Annotated in this window: 11 protein-coding genes and 1 tRNA gene; 7 read left to right on the plus strand and 5 right to left on the minus strand. The window is 73.5% G+C overall.

What is annotated here, in order from left to right:
• Positions 1-38 precede the first annotated feature (38 nt).
• Entirely contained in the window at positions 39-1,439 is a 1,401-nt protein-coding gene (locus IG84_RS0129545) for a cytochrome P450 (RefSeq protein WP_031063604.1), read from the plus strand.
• 385 nt (positions 1,440-1,824) lie between these two features.
• On the plus strand, positions 1,825-3,465 hold the full coding sequence (locus IG84_RS0129550; protein ID WP_031063605.1) for an ABC-F family ATP-binding cassette domain-containing protein: 1,641 nt from the start codon (positions 1,825-1,827) through the stop codon (positions 3,463-3,465).
• Between the two features lie 33 nt (positions 3,466-3,498).
• Here the strand turns inward: IG84_RS0129550 and IG84_RS0129555 are convergent, their stop codons facing one another.
• Positions 3,499-4,203, minus strand: coding sequence for an HAD family hydrolase (locus IG84_RS0129555; RefSeq protein ID WP_031063606.1), 705 nt, complete (start codon positions 4,201-4,203; stop codon positions 3,499-3,501).
• 158 nt (positions 4,204-4,361) lie between these two features.
• A tRNA-Leu gene (locus tag IG84_RS0129560) sits at positions 4,362-4,449 on the minus strand.
• Between the two features lie 250 nt (positions 4,450-4,699).
• On the opposite strand from IG84_RS0129560, the gene IG84_RS0129565 reads away from it, so the two are divergent.
• The 3 genes from IG84_RS0129565 to IG84_RS0129575 all read left to right on the plus strand — a co-directional run bounded on the left by IG84_RS0129565 (position 4,700) and on the right by IG84_RS0129575 (position 7,515).
• Positions 4,700-6,046, plus strand: coding sequence for a M20/M25/M40 family metallo-hydrolase (locus tag IG84_RS0129565; protein WP_031063607.1), 1,347 nt, complete (start codon positions 4,700-4,702; stop codon positions 6,044-6,046).
• 193 nt (positions 6,047-6,239) lie between these two features.
• On the plus strand, positions 6,240-6,473 hold the full coding sequence (gene chpH / locus IG84_RS0129570; protein WP_031063609.1) for a chaplin ChpH: 234 nt from the start codon (positions 6,240-6,242) through the stop codon (positions 6,471-6,473).
• 172 nt (positions 6,474-6,645) lie between these two features.
• Complete coding sequence (locus IG84_RS0129575; RefSeq protein WP_031063611.1) at positions 6,646-7,515, plus strand: chaplin; 870 nt, start codon at positions 6,646-6,648, stop codon at positions 7,513-7,515.
• A gap of 238 nt (positions 7,516-7,753) precedes the next feature.
• Here the strand turns inward: IG84_RS0129575 and IG84_RS0129580 are convergent, their stop codons facing one another.
• Complete coding sequence (locus IG84_RS0129580; protein WP_030252120.1) at positions 7,754-7,942, minus strand: DUF5703 family protein; 189 nt, start codon at positions 7,940-7,942, stop codon at positions 7,754-7,756.
• A 47-nt stretch (positions 7,943-7,989) separates the two neighbouring features.
• Between IG84_RS0129580 and IG84_RS0129585 the strand changes: the two genes are divergently transcribed.
• Positions 7,990-8,877, plus strand: a complete 888-nt coding sequence (locus IG84_RS0129585) for a hypothetical protein (RefSeq protein WP_078649513.1) — start codon at positions 7,990-7,992, stop codon at positions 8,875-8,877.
• Between the two features lie 105 nt (positions 8,878-8,982).
• Here IG84_RS0129585 and IG84_RS38280 read toward each other — a convergent pair whose 3' ends face one another.
• On the minus strand, positions 8,983-11,661 hold the full coding sequence (locus IG84_RS38280) for a helix-hairpin-helix domain-containing protein (RefSeq protein WP_078649515.1): 2,679 nt from the start codon (positions 11,659-11,661) through the stop codon (positions 8,983-8,985).
• On the minus strand, positions 11,658-12,641 hold the full coding sequence (locus IG84_RS0129600) for an aldo/keto reductase (RefSeq protein WP_031063619.1): 984 nt from the start codon (positions 12,639-12,641) through the stop codon (positions 11,658-11,660). The genes IG84_RS38280 and IG84_RS0129600 overlap by 4 nt, the downstream gene beginning before the upstream one ends.
• A gap of 157 nt (positions 12,642-12,798) precedes the next feature.
• Between IG84_RS0129600 and IG84_RS0129605 the strand changes: the two genes are divergently transcribed.
• Positions 12,799-13,854, plus strand: coding sequence for an LLM class F420-dependent oxidoreductase (locus IG84_RS0129605; protein WP_031063622.1), 1,056 nt, complete (start codon positions 12,799-12,801; stop codon positions 13,852-13,854).
• Positions 13,855-13,936 lie beyond the last annotated feature (82 nt).

Consider the following 13,936-nt stretch of genomic DNA (forward strand, 5'->3'; position numbering starts at 1 on the left):
CGCGGTGACAGCGGGGCCTTTGGGGTAGGACCGGTGGCATGACTGACACTGATACGCACACCGGCTCCGGCGCTGCGCCCTCTGGTGCGGCGACGCACATACCGGGCCCCAAGGGGCTGCCGCTCCTCGGGTCGATGTTCGAACTGCAGCAGGACTCCCTGGGGGCGTTCCTCCGGGCCCGCCGCGACCACGGTGACGTGGTGCGGGTGTCGGCGGGGCCGCCCGGCCTGCGGACGGTCCTGCACGGCGTCTTCTCCGCCGAGGGCGTGCAGCAGGTGCTCGCCACGGAGTCGGCGAACTTCCGCAAGGACAACCCGTTCTACGAAGAGGTCCGGGCCGCCTTCGGCAACGGCCTGCTGACCAGCCAGGACGCCGACTATCTGCGGCAGCGGCGGCTGGTGCAGCCGCTCTTCACCAAGCGCAGGGTGGACGGGTACGCCGACGCGATCGCGCAGGAGGCCGGCGCGGTCGTTGAACGATGGGGCGAGGAGACGACCGTCGACCTCGTCGGCGAGATGAGCCGGCTGGCGCTGCGCACGGTCGCGCGCATCCTCTTCGGTGCCGACGTGGAGACCGCCGTGGAGGTCATCCACCGCTCCTTCCCGGTGATCAACTCCTACGCCCTGAGCCGCGCGTACGCCCCGGTGAACGTGCCCCGCGAGTGGCCGACCCCCGGTAACCGCCGTGCGATGGCCGCGATCGCGGAGGTGTACGCGGTCTGCGACCGGATCATCGCCGAGCGCCGCGCGGCCCCCGAGGGCCCGGTCGGTGACGACCTGCTCACCCTTCTCGCGCAGGCCGGCAGCGAGGAGGACGGCAGCCTGGACGCGACCGAGATCCGCGACCAGGTACTGGTCTTCCTCCTCGCGGGGCACGAGACCACCGCCACCTCGATGGCCTTCACGCTGCACCTGCTGTCGCGCCACCCGGAGGAGCAGGCGCGCGCCCGGCAGGAGGTCGACGACGTACTGGGCGACCGCGCGCCCACCGCCGCCGACCTGGAGCGGCTGCCGTATCTGACGCGCGTGCTCAAGGAGGGCATGCGGCTCTACCCGGCCGCTCCGGTGGTCGGCCGCCGGGCCGTCGCGGACACGGAGATCGGCGGCTACCGCATCCGGGCCGGCTCGGACGTCGTGGTCGCCCCCTGGGTCACGCACCGCAACCCGGACCTGTGGGAGGACCCGGAGCGCTTCGACCCCGAGCGGTTCACGCCGGAGCGGGTGGCCGCGCGGCACCGGTACGCGTGGTTCCCGTTCGGCGGCGGCCCGCGGGCCTGCATCGGCCAGCACTTCTCGATGCTGGAGTCGGTGCTGGCGCTGGCGACGCTGCTGCGCGGATACGAGCTGGAGGCGGCGGACGACGCCGAGGTGCCGGTGGCGGCGGGCATCACCCTGCAGGCCAAGGGCCCGGCGCGGGTCCGGCTGCGGCCGCGCGCGTAGCGGCCGGCACGGCCGCGGCCGTCGTCGCTCCGCGGTCCCGCCGGGCGCGCCGAAAATCGTTCCGCCTAAACGCCACGAAAATAGCGTTTGCATTTTCGCCGCGCTCGGCGTAGCGTCTTTCCCGGCCCCATTGCCGTCGATTGGAGAAGGCCGTTGCTCGTCTGAGGTCCTGAGACGCCGCGCTGGTTCAGCGCATCGTGAGACCTCGGCGTGCCATCGTGCCCACGACGGCCGTCCGGCCGCCCGCGTACACCTCCGTGTGCGCGGGATGCGTACGGCAGCTCCGTACGCATCCCCGGCGGCCGGCACCTTCACGGTCCCCCGCACCAGCGGTGTCTCCCTGTGCTGCTCCAACAGCCCACCCCCTTGCCTCCAGGAGACCCGTATGTCCATGTCCTCACACCCCGGCCCCGCCACCTCCGTCGTCTGCACCGGCCTGACCTTCGCCTGGCCCGACGGCACGACCGTCCTGGACGACTTCCAGCTCACCATCGGCCCCGGCCGCACGGGCCTCATCGGCCTCAACGGCGCCGGAAAATCAACCCTGTTGAAGCTCATCGCCGGCGAGCTGACGCCGACCGCCGGCAGCATCAGGACCACCGGCGACATCGGCTATCTCCCGCAGAACCTCACCCTGGACACCACCCTCCCGGTCGACGAAGTACTGGGCATCGCCCGCACCCGTGCGGCGCTGCACGCCATCGAGGGCGGCGACGCGAGCGAGGCCCACTTCACCGCCGTCGGCGACGACTGGGACGTCGAGGAGCGCGCCCGCGCCACCCTCGACCAGCTCGGCCTGCACGGCATCGAGCTGGACCGCACCCTGGGCGAGGTGTCCGGCGGCGAGTCCGTCCTGCTGCGGCTGGCCGCCCTGCTGCTGCGCCGCCCGGACGTCCTTCTCCTGGACGAGCCGACGAACAACCTCGACCGCCGGGCCCGCGCCCGGCTGCACGAAGCGGTCGAGCGCTGGTCCGGCGTGCTGGTCGTGGTCAGCCACGACCGGGAGCTGCTGGAACTGGTCGACCAGATCGCCGACTTCCGGGCCGGCGAGGTCCACTGGTACGGCGGCAACTTCACCGCGTACGAAGCGGCCCTCGCCGTCGAGCAGGAGGCAGCCGAGCGCATGGTGCGGGTCGCCGAGGCGGACGTGCAGCGCCAGCGCCGCGAGCTGACCGACGCCCACGTCAAGCTGGCCCGCCGGGTCCGCTACGGCAACAAGATGTCCGCCAACAAGCGCGAGCCGAAGATCATCATGAACGAGCGCAAGCGCCAGGCTCAGGTCTCCGCGGGCAAGCACCGCATCATGCACACCGAGAAGCTCAAGGAGGCCAGGGAACGGCTCAGCGAAGCGGCCGAAGCGGTCCGCGACGACGACGCGATCCGCATCGACCTGCCGTACACCGCCGTGCCGCCGGGCCGCGGCGTGCTCACGCTCCAGGGTCTGACGACCCGCTGCGGCACCCGCGTCGACCTGGAGCTGCGCGGCCCCGAGCGGCTCGCCCTCACGGGACCCAACGGCTCCGGCAAGACGACGCTGCTCCGTACGGTCACCGGCGAGCTCGCCCCGGTGGCGGGCGAGGCGCTGGTCCACGTACCGCACCGCTTCCTGCCCCAGCGCCTGGACGTGCTCGACGACGGGCTGACCGTCGCCGAGAACGTCGCCCGCTTCGCCCCGCACGCCACCGTCAACCACGTCCGGGCCCGGCTGGCCCGCTTCCTCTTCAAGGGCGCCCGCGCCGACCAGCCGGCCGCCACCCTCTCCGGCGGGGAGCGCTTCCGCGCGACCCTCGCCGCCCTCATGCTCGCCGAGCCCGCGCCGCAGCTCCTGCTCCTCGACGAGCCCACCAACAACCTCGACCTGGCGTCCGTGCGCCAGCTGGTCACCGCCCTCGACGCATACGAAGGAGCCCTGATCGTGGTGAGCCACGACGAACGATTCCTGGCAGAGGCAGGCATCACCCGCACGCTGGACCTGGGCGGCCCGCCCCAGGACCCCGCCCCGGAGCCGGGCATACCGGCGGAGTAGCGGCCCCGGAGGGGTATCGCGCACGGGTGCCGCTCAGAAGTGGTGGAGCAGCTCCGTGAAGGCGGAGAGCCGCAGCACCCTCTCGTCCGCCGGATCCAGCTCGCTGTGCTCCAGCACCCACGTGTTGTCGTTCGGGATGAACACCGCGTTCATCCCGGCGGCACGCGCGGGGAGGATGTCCGACTTGGGGGAGTTGCCGATCATCCAGGCCGACTCCGGCGTCAGCGCGTACTCCCGCGCCAGATTCCGGTAGGTGCCGACGTCCTTCTCCGCGACGATGTGCACCCCGCGGAAGTGGTGCGCCAGCGCGGAGTTGTCCACCTTCCGCCGCTGCTCCTCCGCGTCACCCTTGGTCAGCAGCAGCAAGTGGTGCCGCCCCGCCAGCTCGGCGAGGGTCGCGGCGACCCCGGGGATCAGCTCCACGGTGCCGCCGTCGAACGACGCCGCCCAGGCCGCGATCCGCGCCAGCTCCGCCGCGGTGGCGTCCCGGCCGTGCAGCTGCGCCAGACACTCGCCCAGGCTGCGCAGGAAGACCTTGCTGCCGTATCCGTGCACCTCGGCGTTGGCCGCCTCGACGGCGTCCAGGGCCGCGCGCACACCGTCCCGCCCGAGCCGCAGCCCGATCTCGGGATCCGTCATCCAGTCCAGGAACTCGTCGATGACCCGCTCGAAGATGACGTTGTTCTCCCAGAGCGTGTCATCCGCGTCAAAGATCAGAACCTTCTCCGTGCCACCCAACGCCGTTCCTCCCGTGCGCCACCGGTCGTCATCCGTCCGACCGCGCACAGTAGTGAGCGGACCCGGCCCGCCGCACGGGGTTATCGATGGGGCGGCACACGGGCCGCACACGGCGGAGGGCCGGCCGAGTATCCACTCGACCGGCCCTCACCGCACTGTGGTGTCCGAGGGGGGACTTGAACCCCCACGCCCGATAAAGGGCACTAGCACCTCAAGCTAGCGCGTCTGCCATTCCGCCACCCGGACAAGGTGTCTGTCGGGCGGGCCGCCTGGGCCGTTCCGACGTGGAAAACCATAGCAAACATTTGGGGGTGGTCGATCACGCGCTCGGCCGGGGGGTTCCGGGGGCCGCGCCGCCGCGGGCCTGTGACCAGCGTGTGTCGGGGGTATTGCGGCCTTGGGTGCGGGCCGGGGGAGAGGGAGGATGGCAGCAGACCCCGCCGCGGTGACCGCGCGTACCGGCGCGAGCCGCGGCCGTGAAGCATGAGGAGGCAGCGTGAGCGAGTCGAAGCCCGCACCGGACACGACGAGGCAGGTGCCGGCCGTCACCGGCGAGGACGAGGTCGTCGACCTGTGCCGCGATCTGATCCGGATGGACACGAGCAACTACGGCGATCACTCGGGCCCGGGGGAGCGCGTGGCCGCCGAGTACGTGGCGGAGAAGCTCGCCGAGGTCGGGCTGGAACCGCAGATCTTCGAGTCGCACAAGGGGCGCGCGTCCACCGTGGCCCGCATCCAGGGCGAGGACCCGTCGCGGCCCGCGCTGCTGATCCACGGGCACACGGACGTCGTACCGGCCAACGCCGTGGACTGGACGCACCACCCGTTCTCGGGCGAGATCGTGGACGGGTGCGTGTGGGGACGCGGCGCCGTCGACATGAAGGACATGGACGCGATGACGCTGGCGGTCGTCCGCGACCGGCTGCGCACGGGCCGCAAGCCCCCGCGGGACATCGTGCTGGCGTTCCTCGCGGACGAGGAGGCCGGCGGCGTGTACGGAGCGGGCCACCTCGTCCGGGAGCACCCGGAGCTGTTCGAGGGCGTCACGGAGGCGATCAGCGAGGTCGGCGGGTTCTCGTTCACCGTCAACGAGAATCTGCGGCTCTACCTCGTCGAGACGGCCCAGAAGGGCATGGACTGGATGAAGCTGACCGTGGACGGCACGGCCGGCCACGGTTCGATGATCCACAGGGACAACGCGATCACCGAGCTGTCCGAGGCGGTCGCGCGGCTGGGGCGGTACGAGTTCCCGGTGCGGGTGACCAAGACGCTGCGGCACTTCCTCGACGAGCTCTCGGACGCGCTGGGCACCGAGCTCGACCCGGAGAACATGGACGAGACGCTCGCCAAGCTCGGCGGCATCGCCAAGCTCATCGGCGCCTCGCTGCGGAACACCGCCAACCCGACGCAGCTCGGGGCCGGGTACAAGGTCAACGTCATCCCCGGACAGGCCACCGCGCACGTCGACGGGCGCTTCCTGCCGGGGTACGAGGAGGAGTTCCACGCCGACCTGGACCGGATTCTCGGGCCGCGGGTCAAGCGCGAGCCGATGCACGCGGACAAGGCGCTGGAGACCACCTTCGACGGCGCCCTCGTGGATGCCATGCAGACCGCGCTGCGCGCCGAGGACCCGATCGCGAAGGCCGTGCCGTACATGCTCTCCGCCGGTACGGACGCGAAGCACTTCGACAACCTCGGCATCCGCGGCTTCGGATTCGCGCCGCTGAAGCTGCCGCCGGAGCTGGACTTCGCGGGGATGTTCCACGGCGTGGACGAGCGGGTGCCGGTGGATGCCCTCAAGTTCGGTACGCGGGTGCTCGACCGGTTCATCGAGCTGAGCTGAGGCCGCGCGGCGACCGGAATCGGGGCCGCGCAGGCCGGCGCCGTCGGCGCCGTGCGTCAACCCGGGTCAGCCTTTCGTGAGCACTTAACTGAAAAGAGTGAATGAAACCATAGGCTCGTAGCTTCAATACATCTTCCTCGTTACATGGAGTGCGGCCCGAAGTTTGCGGCCGCATTGCCTACAAGGAGGAACAATGATCAAGAAGGTCGTCGCTGCTGCGGCTGCTGCTGGTGGTCTGATGCTCGCGGGCGCGGGTCTGGCCGTCGCCGACTCGGGTGCGCAGGGTGCTGCCCTCAACTCGCCCGGTGTCCTTTCCGGCAACACCGTTCAGGTGCCGGTGCACGTTCCGGTGAACGCCTGCGGCAACACGGTCTCCGTGATCGGGCTGCTGAACCCCGCCTTCGGCAACACCTGCGTCAACGACTGACGTTGAGCATCACCCCGATGAGGGCGTGATCCCGGTCGGCCCCGCAGCGCGCGCCATGCGCTCCGGGGCCGTCGGGCTTTCGACGGACGGATACCCACGACCGTCCGTCCCGGCGGACGAGAACCCACGCTCTGTCCGCCCTTCGAAAAGCGAAAAGGGGAAGGGACGACCTATGCGTAAGGTCGCGAGAAAAAGCCTGATCACCGTGGTGGCCGCGAGTGGCGCACTCGCTGTTTCCGGCGGTTACGCGCACGCGGATTCGGGCACGAGCGGCGCGTCCGCTCATTCACCGGGGGTGCTGTCGGGAAATACGGTCCAGGTCCCGGTCCATGTCCCGGTCAATGTCTGCGGGAACACCGTGAATGTGGTCGGCCTGCTCAACCCGGCCGCGGGGAACAGCTGCGGGAACGGCTCCGGCGGCGGAGCGCACGGCTCGGGCCCGAGCGCCGGGGCGAAGGGCGGTACCCACGACTCCCCGGGCGTCGGCTCGGGGAACACCGTGCAGGTGTCCGTGGACGCCCCGGTCAACGCCTGCGGGAACACCGTGGATGTCGTGGGCGCGCTCAACCCCGCCACGGGTGCCGAATGCGGGGATGACGCGCCGTCCCGCCCCGGCGAGCCGGAGCCCCCCGGCGGGCCGGAATCCCCGGGTGGGCCGGAATCCCCGGGTGGGCCGGAATCCCCGGGTGAGCCGGAGTCGCCGAGCCCGTCCCAGCCACCGGGCGACGGCACGACGCCCCCGACCCAGCCGCCGGGCGACGGCACGACGCCGCCGTCGCACGAGCCGGGTGATTCGGGCGGGCCGGGGTCGACGCCGCCGGGTGGCGACGAGGGCTCCGGCCTGCATCCGCAGTCCCCGCCGCGCTCGCACGAGGAGATCGTCACCACGCCCGCGGCCGACGCCCCGCCCACCGCGGACGGACAGCTTGCGCAGACGGGCACGGGCCCGGTGGGTGTGCTGCTCCCGGCCGGCGCGGCCCTGCTCGGCGCGGGCGTCCTCGTGTACCGCAAGGCCCGCACGGCGGGAGGAGCGCGGGGGTGACCGGGAGGGGTGCCGCCGAGGGATGATTATCGGCCGCCGCGCGTGAAGAATCGGCCGTTCTCGGCGGAGCGGCAGGCGGATCGTTCGCGGACCGGGTAGTTCCGCGAAGCGGTACAAAACCGGAGGAAAGACTGCGCTTTACGGTGCTGCCCCGCCACCGGTGTTCCGGGGCGGGGCGCCTTTCACGCCCCGTCCGACCCGGCGGTCGGGGCGTCATCGGACCCGGCACGGGCCCGTATCACCAGGTCGCGCGAATCTGGCGGATGATCCGGCGGCGCAGCCGCACCTTGCGGCTGCCGTCGGGGTTGAGGCGGAGGCGGTCCAACTCCCAGTGTCCGTACTCGGCGTGGTCTGTCAGCAGGCGTGTGGCGGCCTTGCGGGAGACCCCCCGCGGCACATACACATCGCAGAATTCATATTCCGGCATCGCATCTATTGTGCGGGACCGGCCCGGGTACGGATAGCGTCTGCACTATGTCTGATGCTGCGCAGCCCTCCGCTGCCGAGGTACGTGCCGCCGCCGAGGCGGTCAAAGCCGCGCTGGACCGTCACCTCGACGCGGTGGAACGCCGCTCGGGCGAGGACGATGCCGCCGTTTACGCCGCGTTCGACGAGCTGGCCGCGGCGGCCGAGGCGTACGACGAGCTGCTCTACGACACTTACGACGAGGTCACGCCGTTCGAGATCCCCGGCAGCGACGGCCTGCCCGCGTACGCGGGGCCCGAGGAGCCGAGCGCGCTCAGCGTGCTGATCCGCCGGGACTACACCGTCGTGGAGCCGCAGCGGCTGCTGTCGCAGGCGCAGCGCATCGCCGATCTCGACCCCGGCTCGGCCACGGAACCGGGCGCCGCGCAGAGCCCGTCCAGGCCCGGCGGGAACGCGGCGGCCGCCGTGGTCGGCAGCAGCGTGCACGCGGCGCTCGGCGTGCTCTTCGGGGAGTACGAGCCGGACGAGATCGCCTCCCGGCACAAGGAGTTCGGCCTGGAGGAAGGCGACTCCACGCTGTGGGTGGCGGCCGCGGAGGAACCGCCGGAGCCGGGCGAATGGCTCGCCGCCCCCTTCGAGCAGGCCGACCCGCAGCGCGTCGTCTGCCGCTTCGACGTCAGCTCCGTCTTCGACGAAGAGCTGGACTTCGAGGACGAGCGGGATGAAGTCGACGAGGTCGACGAGGACGTGGCGGACGACGAGAGCGTGGAGGACGACGAAGACGTGGACGTGGCCTCGGAAGAGGACGTGGACACGGAGGGGGACGAGGACTCGGAGGGGGACAACGGCGCGAACGGGGCCCGCCGGGGGAACGGGAACAGCCGGGGCGGGACCGCGGCCGACCCCGAGCTCGAGGTCATCGACCGGGAGCGCTGAGGGCCGGGGGCCGGGCCCCGGGCCCGGTGGTTCTGCGCGCCCCGGAGCCCCCGCGTGCACGGCCGGTGACGCCGGCCGCCGCGGCGGGGCTCCGGGGCGGCGTGCTCACGACGCGTCCGTCTGCCATTCGGCCTGCTGCAGGTTGAGGAGCGTGCGCAGGCGGGTCGTGCGGTCCTTGGCCGGGATTTCGGCGACCGCGCGGGGGAGTGCCTGGTCGGCTCCCTGCACCACGGACAGATGGCGCTCGCCGCGTCCGAAGGCGGTGTAGACCCAGGCGCGGGTCAGTCCCGGGGCCGCGTCGCCCGGCACCACCACCACGGCCGCCGGCCAGCGCATCCCCGCGGCCTGGTGGGCGGTGAGTGCCCAGCCGTGCCGCAGCGCGCCGCCCGCCACCTCATCTCGGGGCACGACGACGGGGGCGCCGCCGCAGTCCAGGTGCAGCCCGTCCGCGTCCGCTCCGGTGACCTGGCCCGGCACCGTACGGCCGGGAGCCGGGCTGTACGCCACCCGGTCGCCGGGGTCGAAGCCGCCGAACTTGCCGGGGCCCGGGTTCAGCCGCTCCTTGAGCGCGGCGTTGAGCGCGCGGGTGCCCGCGGCGCCGCCGTGCCCGACGGTGATGACCTGGGTGTCCGCTGTCGGTACGCCGATCGCGCGCGGTACGGAGTCGGCGACGAGCTGGACCGTACGGTGCACCGCCTCGCCGGCGTCCCGCACCGGGACTATCACGACCTCCTTCTCCGGCGCCTCGACCTCCGTCAGCTCGCCGATGCCGATGCCGGAGACCAGCTCGCCGATGGGACCGAAGTCGGGGGTACGGGAGGCCACCTGCGGGCAGCAGCGGGCGGCGAGCAGGTCGGCGAAGAGCCGGCCGGGCCCGGCGGACCACAGCACGCCGGGGTCGCCGCTGAGCACGAGGCGGGTGCCGTCGGCCAGCGACTCGATGAGCAGCGCGGCGGTCTCCAGGTCGAGCTGCGGCGCGTCGAGCACGACGAGCAGGTCGAGGGCGAGCGAGCCGTCCGCGTCCCGGCCGGGACCTTCGCGGCCGGCCAGCAGACCGCCGAGCGTGACGGCGGCGGGCTGCCCGGCGGCTGCCGCGGGGGCGGCCGCCGTCGGTACGCCGGAGGCGTCGTACTGCGCGGTGGCTTCGGTGACCAGGTCCGCGAACCGGCGGCGACCGTCCGCGGTGTGGGTGGCGCCGACGGCCCGCAGGCCGAGCGCGCGGGCCGCGGCGATCAGCGCGGCGGGCTCGGCGCGGGCGGCCTCGCCGCCGGTGTGCGCGACCAGGCCGCTGTGCGCGGCGGCCCGGATGAGCTCCCCGGCGGAGGACGAGGGCGCGGCCGCGGCGACGGCATCCCAGCGCGCGGCCGAGACCCGCGGCGGGCGCGGGGCGATGTCGGCGGTGCCGGGAGCGGGGGCGTCCGGGGCGGGGGTGTCCGGGTCGGTACCGGCTTCCGCTGCCAGGTCCACGTCCACCTCGGCGTCCGCCTCCGCGTCGCCCTCTGGGGCGGCCTCCGTGGCGGCTTCGGTGTCGGCGGACGCGGGCGCTTCCGCGTCCGCTTCTGCGTCCGTCCCGGGGATCGGCTCGAAGGTGTTGAGCAGGCGGGAGAGGCCGTCCGCGACGCTCTCCTCGGCCATCGCGAAGCGGTCGAGGCCGAACAGCAGCCGGACGGGCCGCTCCTCGTCGTCCTCGGCGTCCGCCGGGCGCGGCGGCGCCGACGGGTCGTCCAGGGCATCCTGGAACACCAGCACCTCGCCCTCGGCGATCGCCGTCTGCAGGGCCTCGTCCGGGTCGGGAACGGCCCGCGCTGCCAGCGCGGCACGCAGGGCGCTCGCCTCCAGCGCGGAGTGCCCCGCCAGCGCGGCCTGCTCCAGCAGCCAGCCGATCAGGGCCTGGCCACGGCGCTCGTCGCCCGGCCCGCACTCGGGACCGAGCAGGGCCCGGGCGAAGGTGTCGGCCTGCTCCGGCCGCACGCCCGCGACCGCCAGGAGCCGCCAGGGGTCCTCGCGCAGCGTCTCGCCGGCCTGCTCGCCGAGCGCCCGTACGGCCTTCTCGGCCAGCGCCTCGGGAGCGCCGCCCGCCGCGAGGACCTGGCGCGCCCCGTCGATCCCGGGGGCGAGGGGCCCGCTCAGCGCCTCCCGCGCCGCGGCACCCTGCGGGCCGGAGCCCTGTGCCCCGGGCCCCTGCGGACCGCCCGGCCGCGCCCCCTGCGGGCCGCCGCCAGAAGCAGTACCGGGGGCGTACGCGCCGCCCGCCGGCCCGCCGTCCGTGCCCGTCGGCCCGACCTCCGCGCGTGCCGGTCCGCCGGCACCCGGTGCCCCCGGCCCGGCAGCCGCAGCCGTACCGGGGCCCTGCCCGGCCGGCGGCCTGCCGCCGTTCGCCACAGGGCGGCCCCCGGGAGCGGCACCGGCTCCACCGCCCGCACCGGCCGGAGCGCCGGGTGCCCCCGAGGCACCCGGCGCGGCCGTCGTGCCCGCCGCGCCCCGCCCCGTCGGAGCCGGGCCGCGCGGTGTCTCGGTGAAGAAGGACGCCGCCGACCGCTCGCCGCTCTCCACGGCCCGCACAGCGGCCGCCAGCGCGGCGGCCGAAGCCTTGCTCCCGTCCGCGCCGCCGGCACCCGCACCGGCCCCGGCGACCGCCGCACCACCTCCCGTACCGGCCGCGCCGCCCGCGGACGCGGGGCCCGCGTCAGCGCCCTCGGGCCGCGGGCCGCCATCGCCCGCCGGGGCCGGCGGCTCCGGGGCCTCGGCAGGGGCGGGGGCGCCGGTGGGGTGGTCGGTGTTCACAGGGTGCTCCAGTCGTGGTCGGGGTAGCGGTGCACGGGCGCGGAGACGTCGTCCAGTGCACGCCGGATCTCGTCAGGAAGACTAAGGGTCTCCACTGACAATGCCGCTCTGAGCTGCTGTGCCGTGCGTGCGCCGACGATCGGCGCGGTCACGCCGGGGCGGTCCCGGAGCCAGCACAGCGCGACCTGGAGCGGGGTGACGGCGAGGCCGTCCGCCGCCGTGGCGACCGCGTCGACGATGCGGCCGGCGGCGTCGTCGAGATACGGCGCGACGAACGGTGCCAGATGCTCGGACGCGCCGCGCGAGTCGGGCGGCGTGGCGTGCCGGTACTTGCCCGTGAGGACGCCGCGACCGAGCGGGGAGGAGGGCAGCAGGCCGAGGCCCAGGTCGAGCGCGGCGGGCAGCACCTCGCGCTCGACGCCGCGCTGGAGGAGGGAGTACTCCATCTGCGCGCTCGCCAGCCGGGCACGCACGGCCGGCGCCGCGAGCTGCCAGGTGGCGGCCTTGGCGAGCTGCCAGCCGGAGAAGTTCGCGACGCCGACATAGCGCGCGCGGCCGCTGCTGACGGCGGTGTCCAGGGCCTGGAGCGTCTCCTCCAGCGGCGTGGCCGGGTCGAAGGCGTGGACCTGCCAGAGGTCGACGTAGTCGGTGCCCAGGCGCTCCAGGGAGTCGTCGAGCGCCGCGAGCAGGTGGCGGCGGGAGCCGTCGACCCTGCGGTCCGCCTCCAGGACGCTGCCGGCCTTGGTCGCGATGACCAGGTCGCGGCGGGGCACCATGCCCTCCACGATCCGGCCCAGGAGGTACTCGGCGCCGCCGTCGGCATAGACGTCGGCGGTGTCGACGAGGGTGCCGCCCGCCTCCCAGAACGTCTTGAGCTGGTCGGCGGCGTCGCGGTCGTCCGTGTCGCGCGCCCAGGTCAGCGTGCCCAGGCCGAGACGGGACACGCGCAGGCCGGTGCGGCCGAGGTGCCTTTGCTCCATGAACCCTGAGATTACTGGCCCGTCCCGGACTTGCGGGGACCTGTGGACAACCGGCAGCGCGGCGGCGGCCGGTGCACGTCTTACGCCAGGCACAGAGCCCGCGTTACAGTCCCCGAGCAGCATCATTACCGATGAGTAATTCGAGTGAGGGAGCCGCATGAAGCTCGGGATCAACCTCGGCTACTGGGGTGCCGGCATGGACGGGGACAACCTCGCCGTGGCACAGGAGGCCGACCGGCTCGGGTACGCGGTCTGCTGGGCGGCGGAGGCGTACGGCTCCGACGGGGCGACCGTGCTCTCCTGGGTCGCCGCGCAGACGGAGCGGATCGACGTCGGGTCGGCGATCTTCCAGATCCCGGCGCGTACGCCCGCCATGACGGCCATGACCGCCGCGACGCTGGACTCGCTGTCCGACGGCCGCTTCCGGCTCGGGCTCGGCGTCTCGGGGCCGCAGGTCTCCGAAGGCTGGTACGGCGTGAAGTTCGACAAGCCGCTGGCGCGCACGCGGGAGTACGTGGAGATCGTACGGAAGGCGATGTCCCGGGAGCGGCTGTCCTACGAGGGGCAGCACTGGACGCTGCCACTGCCCGGCGGGCCGGGCAAGCCGCTGAAGCTCACGGTGCACCCGAAGCGCGAGCGCGTCCCGCTCTACATCGCGGCGATCGGCCCGAAGAACCTGGAGCAGACGGGCGAGATCGCCGACGGCGCGCTGCTGATCTTCCCGGCCGCCGAGCACCTCCAGGAGACGGCGATCTCGCACCTCCGGGCGGGCCGCGAGAAGGCCGGGCTCACGATGGAGGGCTTCGACGTCTGCCCGACGCTGCCCATCTCCGTCGGCGAGGACAAGGACGTGGCGGCGCTCGCCGACACCTTCCGCCCGTACACCGCGCTCTACGTGGGCGGCATGGGCAGCCGCAAGCAGAACTTCTACAACCAGCTCGCGCGGCGGATGGGCTACGAGCAGGCGGCCACGGAGATCCAGGAGAAGTACCTGGCCGGGGAGAAGGACGCGGCGGCGGCCGCCGTCCCGCACCAGCTCATCGACTCCACCACGCTGCTCGGCTCGGTGGAGCGGATCGCGGAGCGGATGCAGGCGTACGCGGCGGCCGGCGTGACCACGCTGACGCTGTCGCCCGCGGGCTTCACGCTGGAGGAGCGGATCGCCGCGCTGCGGGCCGGTACCGAGGCTCTGGAGCGGGCCGGACTGGCCTGAGCCAAGGGTCCTGACACAGGGGAACGGCCCTGGGGCGGGGGGCGGCCCCAGGGCCGGGGATCTGCGGCCGTGGTGGGGGCTC

The sequence above is a fragment of the Streptomyces ochraceiscleroticus genome, assembly GCF_000720485.1.
Lineage (GTDB): Bacteria > Actinomycetota > Actinomycetes > Streptomycetales > Streptomycetaceae > Streptomyces > Streptomyces ochraceiscleroticus.

Bases quoted from the DNA above. Each gene is read 5' to 3' on its own strand.
- IG84_RS0129545 (WP_031063604.1), top strand. From the start codon at position 39: ATGACTGACACTGATACGCACACCGGCTCCGGCGCTGCGCCCTCTGGT.
- IG84_RS0129550 (WP_031063605.1), top strand. From the start codon at position 1,825: ATGTCCATGTCCTCACACCCCGGCCCCGCCACCTCCGTCGTCTGCACC.
- chpH (WP_031063609.1), top strand. From the start codon at position 6,240: ATGATCAAGAAGGTCGTCGCTGCTGCGGCTGCTGCTGGTGGTCTGATG.
- IG84_RS0129575 (WP_031063611.1), top strand. From the start codon at position 6,646: ATGCGTAAGGTCGCGAGAAAAAGCCTGATCACCGTGGTGGCCGCGAGT.
- IG84_RS0129580 (WP_030252120.1), bottom strand. From the start codon at position 7,942: ATGCCGGAATATGAATTCTGCGATGTGTATGTGCCGCGGGGGGTCTCC.
- IG84_RS0129585 (WP_078649513.1), top strand. From the start codon at position 7,990: ATGTCTGATGCTGCGCAGCCCTCCGCTGCCGAGGTACGTGCCGCCGCC.
- IG84_RS0129600 (WP_031063619.1), bottom strand. From the start codon at position 12,641: ATGGAGCAAAGGCACCTCGGCCGCACCGGCCTGCGCGTGTCCCGTCTC.
- IG84_RS0129605 (WP_031063622.1), top strand. From the start codon at position 12,799: ATGAAGCTCGGGATCAACCTCGGCTACTGGGGTGCCGGCATGGACGGG.